We start from the raw sequence: 9,441 nt of genomic DNA on the forward strand, positions 1-9,441 counted from the left end.
CGGGGGCCGGCAAATCGGACCGAAAAGGATACTGGAATGGCCAAGGTCGCATCCGACAACCAGAAGAGACGTGACGAGTTGCACGCAAGGTTCGCCGATCTCGGCTTGGTGGGCTACTGGCAGCGCCAGCGCGAGCACCACAATGTCGAGCCCAGGCTCTGGCGCTGGGACGACGTCCATCCCGCGCTGATGCAAGCCGCCGACGTGATCACCCTCGGCTCGGAGGCTTTCCGGCGCAACGTCGGCCTGGAGACCGCAAGCCGCACCATCATCATGGGCTACCAGATCGTCATGCCCGGCGAAGCCGCACCCGCCCACCGCCACACCAACACCGCGCTCCGGTTCGTGGTGCAGGGTGGCGGCGCCTACACCACATCCAACGGCGAGCCCATGACCATGCAGCCGGGGGACCTGCTGATCCAGCCCAACTGGGTGTGGCACGACCATGTGAACGACTCCAAGGAACCCATCATCTGGATCGACGCCCTCGACGTCGGCGTGGTCAACTTCCTCGGCGCCTCCCGGTTTCGGGAAGAGTGGTCGGAAGGGGTCCAGCAGCCTCTGACCCGCAAGGAAGGCGCGTCGCGCCGCCTCTTCGGCCCCATCCGGCAACCCGAAGTGCATTACGAGGGCGCCGCCGGCGTGCCCTACCACTACAAGTGGGACGAAACCCTGGAGGCCTTGAACACGGTGGCGGACGCTGGCGGCGGCGACCCCCACGACGGCGTCCTCCTCGAATACAAGAACCCCGTTACCGGCGGCCACACGTTCCTGACCATGACCTGCCACATCCAGATGCTGCTGCCCGGCCAGACCACCCGCCCGCACCGCCACACGGGCACCACCCACTACCACGCCGTCCAGGGCCAGGGCGTCACCGTCGTCGACCGCGACGAGCCCATCGAGCTCGAATGGGACATCAACGACGCCTTCACCCTGCCCCCCTGGCGCTGGCACCACTTCCGCAACGCGTCGGAAACCGAGCCGGCAATTCTTTTCTCCGTCACCGACCGGCCGATGCTGGAGATGACCGGGCTGGATCGGGAGGAGAGAGCGTAAGCCTCGGCGGCACCGCTGCACACGGACACGGAAACCCGGCCCGAGAAACGGCTCTTCCGTTCAGAAGGTGATTCGACGGACGCCTTCGACGGCGTCAAGATGCCTATCGTTGCTTAATACCGGCTGGTTGTGTTGACGGGCCAACGCCGAGATCCAGACGTCATTCGGCGGTATGGGAGTGCCCGAACGCCTGAGTTGGACGCGAATGTCCGCGTAGACATCAGCCGTAGCCGACGTCACGGCAGCGATTTCCGTCAGCGGCAAGTACCGGGCAAGCCATTCCTCGTAACGGCTTCGATACCGTGACTGACGGATACCGAAGTAGTACTCCCCAAGGACAACACTGGGCACCACCAAGCGTTCCGCCGACCGAAGCGCCGCCATGATTTCCGCGCGACCCTCTGCCCAGGCAGACAAGGCGTTGGTGTCGAGGATCATGACAGGTCTTCGGAGGAGAGGCGCTCGAACGCCTCCTCAATCACACTGAGAACGCGACGGGTCTCGCTCGAGAGATCCGCGAGTTCGCCGAACCCGGCCATCCATGGAGGATCCGTTCCGCCGGTGCGGACATCCTTCGTTTGGTTCCGAAGTTGCTCGACGAGCGCTTCAGTGAAAAACCGCTTGAGCGTAATACCGCGTGCGGCCGCGACGATCTTCGCCTGCCTAAACACGGCATCGGGGAGCTCGATGGTAGTCTTCATGGACCCATATTTCCATAAATATGGCCTTGACTCAAGCACCTCGACATCCTCCGGTCCCCGTACACGCGGCGAATCAGCGCGCGTTGCCTTGCTCAAGCTCCGGGGCGGAGCCCATCAATCCAGCCACCAGTTCGAAGGACCGCAGCCGCTTGGCGTGATCATGGATGTTCGCGGTGATCATGACCTCGTCGGCTCCGGTGCGGTCGACGAAGGCGGCGATCCCGCGTTCGACCGTAACGGGCGCACCGACGGCGGAGCAGGACAGAGACTCCTGGATCATCGCACGCTCGTGCGGCGCCACTTGATCTTCAAAACCGGCGACCGGCGGCGGCAGCGTGCCCCGCAGACCGCGGCGCCGGTTGACGAAGGACTGCAGGATCGAGGTCCTGAGGAAGTGGGCTTCCTCGTCGGTATCGGCGGCGACGACGGTCATCCCCACCATGACATAGGGCCTGTCCAGTTGCGCCGACGGCTCGAAGCGCTGGCGGTAGACGGCGATGGCCTGCATAAGGGCCGCCGGCGCAAAGTGCGAGGCAAAGGCATAGGGAAGCCCGAGGGCGGCGGCTAGCTGGGCGCCGTAGAGGCTGGAGCCCAGGATCCAGATCGGCACGTTCAGGCCGGCGCCCGGGACGGCGTGCACGAACTGGTCCGGTGCCGGTTCCTTGAAATAGTGTCGCAGTTCCAGCACGTCTTGCGGGAAGTCGTCAATATTGCCGACCAAGGTGCGGCGCAGAGCACGCTCGGTGTTGCGGTCGGTGCCGGGTGCGCGACCCACGCCCAGATCGATCCGGCCTGAAAAGAGCGCCGCGAGGGTACCGAATTGTTCGGCGATGACGAGCGGGGCATGGTTGGCCAGCATGACCCCGCCGGCGCCGACCCGGATGGTCGCGGTTGCCTGGGCGACCTGGCCGACCACCACCGCCGTCGCCGCGCTGGCGATTCCGGCCATGTTGTGATGCTCGGCCAGCCAATAGCGCGTATAGCCCCAACCATCGGCATGACGCGCCAAGTCGATGGTATTGAGCAACGCCTGGCGAGCGTCGCCGCCCTCGACGATGGGTGACAGGTCAAGAACGGAGAGCGGTGTGTCCAGCATCGGAACACTATAGGCCATCGTCGGCGAAGGGCCAACGCGGCGTTGGCGGCAAATCCCGAACTTTGACCTGAGAAACTACTGCGCGATGGACTGCCCGATGACCTTCCTGCCCGCGATGACGAAGATCAGGTTGAAGGTGATCAGCACCACCAGCATGGCGGCGGACTCGTTGAAGTGCCCGCCGATGAAGGCCTCGTAGATGATATTCGCCACCAGCACGCTGCCGGCCGACGCCAGCAGCAGCGCCACGGAGAAGTCCTTGGCGGCGTGCACCAGTACCCAGAGCCATCCGCTGAGAAAGGCCGGGATCAGGAGCCGCAGCGTGATGCGCAGGAAGGTCTGCAGGTTGTTGGCGCCGCTCGCCTGCGAGGCCTCCTCCAGCTCGTGGTGGAGCTGCAGCATGGCGGAGTGCATGAGCCGGGTGCCGAAAGCCAAGTAGCGGGCCACGAACGCCAGGGTCAGCAGGATCAGCGTGCCGTAGAGCGGCGTACCCACGAACATGAGGAAGAGCGCCAGGGTCGAGATGACGCCCGGGATGGCCAAGGGCATGAACGCCACGACGTTGATGAGGTCCGTGAGCCTGGAGGGTCGGCGCACCAACAGCCAGCCGATGAAACTCACCAGCAGCATGGTCAGCGTGGCGGCCTCCAGCGCGACGATCAGAGTGTTGACGAAGTAGCTGCCGAAGAAACGGTAGTCCAGGAGCCGCGTGTAGTGGAGCAGCGTCCAGCGCATGTCCGCGGCGAACTCCAGCACCGGCGGCACGTAGAAGCGCAGGAAGCTCGCGTACAGCAGGATGGCGAACGGCAGCACCACCTTCATCAGGATGAAGAGCGCCACCGCGCCCAGGGCCACGTACCGCCAGCGCCCGAGGGGGATGAGCCGGGGGCGGTAGCCCTTGCCCGTGATCACGGCGAACTGGGAGGTTTGGCGCACCAAGCGAATGTAGATGAGGCTTCCCAGCACCCCCATGGCCAACCCCAGCATGCCGAAGGCCGCCGGAATGCCGTAGTTGACACCCAGGTCCGCCGAAGGCAGCAGGCTGAAGAAGATCTTGGTGGACAGAAGCTCGATCCCGGCGGTGGGCCCCAGGGCCAGCGGCAACTCCAGGGACTCCAGGCCGGTGACGAAGAAATAGATGCCCACCGCGGCCACGCCCGGGCGCATGAGCGGCGCGGTCACGGTGCGCAGCACCTGCCAGCGCGAGGCCCCGGACGTTAGCGCGGCCTCCTCCAGGGCCGGGTCCATCTGGCGCAGCACCGCGGTGAGGAAGAGCCACATGGTCGGAATGATGCCGAGCACGTGGACGAAGACCAGCCCGGTCATGCTGAAGATGTTGAACGGCCCCTCGCCCGACTCGATGCCGAAGAGCATGCGCAGATACACGTTGACGGTGCCGCCCCGGGGCCCCAGCAGCAGCACCCATCCCAGTGCCGTGGCGAACACCGGCGTGCTCATGGGAACGAACATGAGCACGTACATGGAGTTGCGCAGCGGCATGTCCGTGCGCTCGGTGAGGAACGCGAATCCGAACGCGATGGGCAGCGCGAACAGCACCCCCAGCCCGGAGTACAGCAGCGTGTCGCGGATGATGGGCGTGAAGTCGGCGCCGGTGAAGGCCTCGATGTAGGGAGAGACGGTGAAAGGGCCGGGCTCGAGCGGCAGCAGCCCTTCGGGACGGAAGCTCGCCAGCACCATGAAGAACAGCGGCACGATGACCAGCACCACCAGCACCGCGAGCACGGACAGGGCGCCGGGCTGCCGGAACTGCCGCAGCCGGGACAGGGCCGGCTGCGAATGCGCGCCTGGGGGACTTCCCATGGCTGCTACAAGGGCCGGGGGTGGGCCACCGAAGCGGGACGGCTCGGCTCGGGATGTGCGCTACACCCCAGCCGCGCCGCAACCGCCGGTGCTCGGAGGCCGGACCGCCCTATTCCGTGATCTTCTTCTTGCTTGCGATTCCGGCCTTCAGAGCGTTGATGGCGGTCTTGCGGTACTTCCCCGCGAGCTTCGCCTGCTCTTCGGTCCTGGGTCCGGCAACCTGTTCCACGGACTTGATGCCGTGCTGGCGCGCCAACTTCACCAGCGGCAGGCGGTCCGCCTCCTCCTCGTATATGCGGAACACTCCCCCGCCGGTGATGGCGGCCTCGGTGTAGTTGCCGTCGAAATGGTTCCAGCCCCAGTAGAGGGCCGCCATGTTGGGATCGTTGACGCCGGGCTGGATGAGGCAGGAAACCGTGAGGTTGCCCAGCACCATGCCCGCGAAGGTCATGTCGAGCGGCGCGCCCAGCGTTTTCTGCTGCACGACCTGGACCATGGAAGCCACCGCGATGTCGCCCTCACCCTGGATGAGCGCCTGCAAAACGCCCGAGGTGCCGCCGGAAACCAGCCTGACACCGTTGGCGCCGAGGTTGTGGGCGTACACTCGCAGCCGCTCCTCGCTCCAGCCAGGGGCGAACGGCAACACGTACAGGCCCAGCGCGCGCACGTCCCAGACCACCCGGTTGCGCCATTTCTCGTCCGTCAGGTCCTCGAACCGGATCCCCTTCAGCTCTTCGGGCTTCACCTTCCGGGTGTTGTACACGATCGTCCAGGTCCCCTGCTGGTGGTGCAGGCAATGGTCGCGCAACGATGCCCCGCCGGCGCTCTTAATGTCCGGGACCGCCGCGCGCAGTTTTCGCGCCAGGGGCCAGCCCTCGTAGACGGCCTCCCACGGCGGCTGCCGGGTGTGGCCGGCCTTGAACATGCGCAGCACCAGCGGCAGCCCGCCGTCCCACATGTCCACCACGCCGCGGCCCGTCTTGGCCGCCTGCATGATCTTCACCGGAGCCTTGCGGTGATGGCCGGGCTCCGATTCCAGGCGCAGCTTGAAACCAAAGCGCTTCTGGAAGGCATCTTCCTTGGCGCGAATGATCTCCGGCGGCACCCCCTCCAGAGTCATGGTGATGACGCCGCTCGACGCCTTGGCCTTGGCCACCAGGTCGTCGAGGGCCGACGCCTCGGCCATGCCGGACAGCGCCCCGAAGAGAAAGACGGTGGTTGCGACAGAGAGAATAGAACGCATGGGATGGCCCTCCTTGTTACCGAGGCTTGGCGCTCGGGGTTCGGGGCGACGACCGCATAGACCCCGTATTCGTCATTCCCGCGAAACAGGCTGTGTCAAAACGCCATCTGAGAGAGGCAACAACTCCCTGAATCGTCATTCCCGCGAAAGCGGGAATGACGCTCTGTTACGTAGTTGCCTCATTTCGATTTCGCTTCGCTATGCTCCGGTCCCCGTACCCGCCATCATGGCTCCGGGCTCCTTTTCCAGATCGATGGCGGCATCGAGCCGGAAGAACTCGATGGCGTTGCCCGCCAGCATGGCGTAACGATCCTCTTCGCTCACATCGACGAACGTCTCGTTGATGACGTCCTGGGAGTGCGGCCAGTTGCCGGTGGCGTGGGCGAAGTCGCTGCCCCACAACAGGATGTTCACGCCGATCTCCTCGCGGCACTTGACGCCCCACGGGTCGCGCATGAAACCCCACAGGCAGTTGTCGCGCAGGTACTCGCTGGGGCGCCGGGCGGTGGGCTTGATCCCGTAGTCGCGTTCGCCCCAGTAGCGGTTGCGTTCGTAGTTGTCGTCGATCTGGTCGAAGCTGTACGGCAGCCAGCCGCACTGGCTCTCGGCCCAGTAGACCCGCAGGTCCGGCAGGCGGTCGAAGACCCCGGCCATGGCCATCTGCAGCGGCGCGATGGGCTGCTCGCCGGCGAAGCGGAACAGCAGCGTCACCGGGTCGCGCTCGGACTTGGCCGCGCCGATGCCGGGGTAGAGGAAGACCGGCCCCTTGTTGCCGAGCCGGGTGGTGCCGCCGAAGGTGTGCGAGGCGATGGGCATCTTCAGGTCCACGGCCGCGTCCCAGAAACGGTCGTCCTCGGGGGTGACGTAGGAGTGGCCGGCGGGAAAGCGATGGAGGTTGACGCCCTTGAGACCGGCCTTGGCGCAGTACTCCATCTCCGCCACGGCGTCGTCCACGCCCGTGTCCGGGAGGACCCCCATGGCGATGATCCGGTTGGGACTGTAGGCGCAGTACTCCTCGGCCAGCCACTCGTTGTAGGCGCGGATCACCGCCAGGTAGGCCTCGTCGTCGGAGATGCCGCGCCAGAACATGGGATAGGAGCCGTGGGTGAACAGCACCTCGGCGTCGACCCCGTCCTGGTCCTGCTCCCAAAGCCGCTGCTCCGGCGCCCCCGTGCCCGGCCCCTCGAACCAGTACTTCTGAAGACCGTGCTGCTCGTAGGGAATGCCCGTGATGGTGGTGGCGCCGGGACTCCGGGGCGCGCGGTTCTCGACGAGGATCCCATCGTTGCCGTTGGCCAGGGTCACGGTCCTCGGGGCGCGCTCGCGCCAGCGTTCCGGCACCCGGTCGCGCCAACGTTCCGGCCGGATATCCAGGTGCGAATCGGCCGAGATGCATCGGTAATGCCGCGCCATGGTCAGGTCCCTCCCCGAATCGAATATGCGCTTGCCTAGGAGACTGGTTGAATTGTCACACCCCCGGATCGTCATTCCCGCGAAAGCGGGAATCCAGGGGTTGGGTGGGGTATAGCGGCGTGTTCCCTCGCCCCACCACCCCTGGATTCCCGCTTTCGCGGGAATGACGATCCGGGGCCTGGTATGGACTTGCGCCAGCCATCCCATCTATTGCCGTATCTGTCAAGAACCGCCCGCGGGCGCGATCTCGTCGCGTGAAGGCGCCCGAAAGACACAGACCTTTTCCCGCGGAATGCGCACGTCGACATTGCCGCCCAGGAGCACGGACGCCAGGGTCCGGACCAGCAGGGGGTGCTCGCCGACCTCGACGGTGTAGACCCGGTGGTCACCGAGAAACACGTTGGAGACCACGCGGCCGGGGAAGCGGTTCTCCGACGGCGGCTCCTCCTGCCCGTCCGGGCTCAACTCCACGTCCTCCGGCCGCACGGCGCAGACCACGGCTTCGCCGGCCGTGCGTGTGCCCGATTCGGGCACAGCAAGGCAGCCCACGGCCGTCTCCACCGCTTCCCTGTCGCGGATGCGCCCGTCAAGCCAGTTAGTGGAACCGAAGAACTGCGCCACCCGCGGGTCCGCGGGCCGGTAGTAGAGCTCCTCGGGCGATCCCTGCTGCAGGATATCGCCCTCGTGCATGACGGCGATGCGGTCCGCCAGTTCCATGGCTTCCATCTGGTCGTGGGTCACGTACAGGATCGTGATGTCGAGCCGGGCGGCCAGGTTGCGGATTTCTTTCCGGACCTCCTCCCGCAGCCGGGCATCGAGGTTGCTCAAGGGCTCGTCCATCAAGAGCAACACCGGCTCGGTGGCAAGGGAGCGCGCCAGCGCCACCCGCTGCTGCTGGCCGCCGCTCAGGAGCGGCGTCGGACGGCGCTCCATGCCATCGAGACCCACCAGGGACAGCGCCTGGCTGACGTGCTCGCGGATTTCGGCCTTGCCCAGCCTGGGCCGTTTCTGAGCCAGCGGCAGCGCGACGTTCTCGAAGATGGTCATGTGCGGCCAGATGGCGTAGGACTGGAACACCATGCCCAGCCCGCGCCGCTCCGGCGGCACCAGCACGCGTTTCTCCCGTGAGTAGACGGTGACGCCGTCCAGCACGATCTCGCCGCGATCCGGGACCGCCAGACCCGCGACGCAGCGCAGCAGCGTGGTCTTGCCCGAGCCGCTGGGTCCCAGCAGCACGAAGAACTCGCCCCGCTCCACCGTGAGGTCAATGGTCCGGAGTGCGTGGACGGTGGACTCGCCGGCGCGCTGAAAGTCTTTCGCCAAGCCGCGGATTTCGATCATCGGCTATCGGTCCCCCGCGATGTCACTGGACGACACCGATGTGCCTCCTGCCGAACACGTAGTACAGCACGATCAACGGCGTCATCAAACCCACGAACACCAGGGCTACGGCCGCCGCCTGGTTGAGCCGCCCGGCGGTCCACATGGACCAGATGATCACCGGCAGGGTGAGATTGTCCCTGCTGGCGAGAAAGGCCGCCATGGTCAGCTCCCGGAACGCCAGCAGCGCCATCCACAACCATGAGTACAAGAGGGTGGGCGAGAGCAAGGGCACCAGGATCTTGCGGATCACGCCCATGGGCCCGAGCCCGGCCACATAGCCGGCCTCGTCCAGTTCCTCGTGGATCTGTACCAGACCGCTGTTGAGCATGCGGGTGGCGAAGCTGATGCGGGTCACCACGTACACCAGGATGATGATGCCGATGCCGCGTTCGAACAGTCCCCACTCGGCCGGGAACCAGACGATGGCCAGCAGGAACGCGCCCACGGCGAAGATGAGGTTGGGAATCACGTGGGGCAGGAAAGCCAAGACGTCCAGGGTGCGGGCCATGCGCCAATTGGAGCGGATCACCAGCCAGGAGATGGCCATGCCCGCCACCAAGCTCAGGGTCGGCACCGTCACGAGCAGGATGACGCTGTTGCGCAGCCCGGTCATGAGGTTGGCCCACGGCACCGCGCGGAAGTTGTCCAGCGACACTGTGCCGAATGCCGCCGCGGAGGGCACCTGCAGGAACGGGATGAGGGAGACCCAGGTGAGCGCCAGCAGC

9 protein-coding genes are annotated in these 9,441 nt (G+C 65.9%); 1 reads left to right on the plus strand and 8 read right to left on the minus strand.

Annotated features, from left to right (window positions below; translation table 11 throughout):
• Positions 1-36 precede the first annotated feature (36 nt).
• Complete coding sequence (locus OXF11_06645; protein ID MCY4486781.1) at positions 37-1,059, plus strand: cupin domain-containing protein; 1,023 nt, start codon at positions 37-39, stop codon at positions 1,057-1,059.
• A gap of 60 nt (positions 1,060-1,119) precedes the next feature.
• On the opposite strand, the gene OXF11_06650 is transcribed toward OXF11_06645, so the two are convergent.
• The 8 genes from OXF11_06650 to OXF11_06685 form a co-directional block, all read right to left on the minus strand.
• Positions 1,120-1,497 carry a type II toxin-antitoxin system VapC family toxin gene (locus OXF11_06650; GenBank protein ID MCY4486782.1) on the minus strand — a complete coding sequence of 126 codons (378 nt, stop codon included), beginning with the start codon at positions 1,495-1,497 and terminating at the stop codon, positions 1,120-1,122.
• A complete protein-coding gene (locus OXF11_06655; GenBank protein ID MCY4486783.1) occupies positions 1,494-1,760 on the minus strand; it encodes a hypothetical protein in 267 nt (88 codons plus the stop codon). Before OXF11_06655 ends, OXF11_06650 begins: the two co-directional genes overlap by 4 nt.
• A gap of 73 nt (positions 1,761-1,833) precedes the next feature.
• Positions 1,834-2,856, minus strand: coding sequence for an LLM class flavin-dependent oxidoreductase (locus tag OXF11_06660; protein ID MCY4486784.1), 1,023 nt, complete (start codon positions 2,854-2,856; stop codon positions 1,834-1,836).
• A gap of 75 nt (positions 2,857-2,931) precedes the next feature.
• Entirely contained in the window at positions 2,932-4,677 is a 1,746-nt protein-coding gene (locus tag OXF11_06665; GenBank protein MCY4486785.1) for an iron ABC transporter permease, read from the minus strand.
• A 109-nt stretch (positions 4,678-4,786) separates the two neighbouring features.
• Entirely contained in the window at positions 4,787-5,920 is a 1,134-nt protein-coding gene (locus OXF11_06670; GenBank protein MCY4486786.1) for a hypothetical protein, read from the minus strand.
• A gap of 198 nt (positions 5,921-6,118) precedes the next feature.
• Positions 6,119-7,333, minus strand: a complete 1,215-nt coding sequence (locus OXF11_06675) for an amidohydrolase family protein (GenBank protein MCY4486787.1) — start codon at positions 7,331-7,333, stop codon at positions 6,119-6,121.
• 222 nt (positions 7,334-7,555) lie between these two features.
• The gene (locus tag OXF11_06680; protein MCY4486788.1) at positions 7,556-8,674 is read right to left on the minus strand and encodes an ABC transporter ATP-binding protein; all 1,119 of its coding nucleotides are present in this window, start codon (positions 8,672-8,674) and stop codon (positions 7,556-7,558) included.
• Between the two features lie 22 nt (positions 8,675-8,696).
• On the minus strand, positions 8,697-9,441 hold a 745-nt coding region (locus OXF11_06685; protein MCY4486789.1), incomplete at its 5' end, for an ABC transporter permease subunit.

The sequence above is a fragment of the Deltaproteobacteria bacterium genome, assembly GCA_026712905.1.
Taxonomy (GTDB): Bacteria; Desulfobacterota; Binatia; order UBA9968; family JAJDTQ01; genus JAJDTQ01.

Coding starts and splice junctions, on each gene's coding strand:
- OXF11_06645 (MCY4486781.1), top strand. CDS start 37: ATGGCCAAGGTCGCATCCGACAACCAGAAGAGACGTGACGAGTTGCAC.
- OXF11_06650 (MCY4486782.1), bottom strand. CDS start 1,497: ATGATCCTCGACACCAACGCCTTGTCTGCCTGGGCAGAGGGTCGCGCG.
- OXF11_06655 (MCY4486783.1), bottom strand. CDS start 1,760: ATGAAGACTACCATCGAGCTCCCCGATGCCGTGTTTAGGCAGGCGAAG.
- OXF11_06660 (MCY4486784.1), bottom strand. CDS start 2,856: ATGCTGGACACACCGCTCTCCGTTCTTGACCTGTCACCCATCGTCGAG.
- OXF11_06665 (MCY4486785.1), bottom strand. CDS start 4,677: ATGGGAAGTCCCCCAGGCGCGCATTCGCAGCCGGCCCTGTCCCGGCTG.
- OXF11_06670 (MCY4486786.1), bottom strand. CDS start 5,920: ATGCGTTCTATTCTCTCTGTCGCAACCACCGTCTTTCTCTTCGGGGCG.
- OXF11_06675 (MCY4486787.1), bottom strand. CDS start 7,333: ATGGCGCGGCATTACCGATGCATCTCGGCCGATTCGCACCTGGATATC.
- OXF11_06680 (MCY4486788.1), bottom strand. CDS start 8,674: ATGATCGAAATCCGCGGCTTGGCGAAAGACTTTCAGCGCGCCGGCGAG.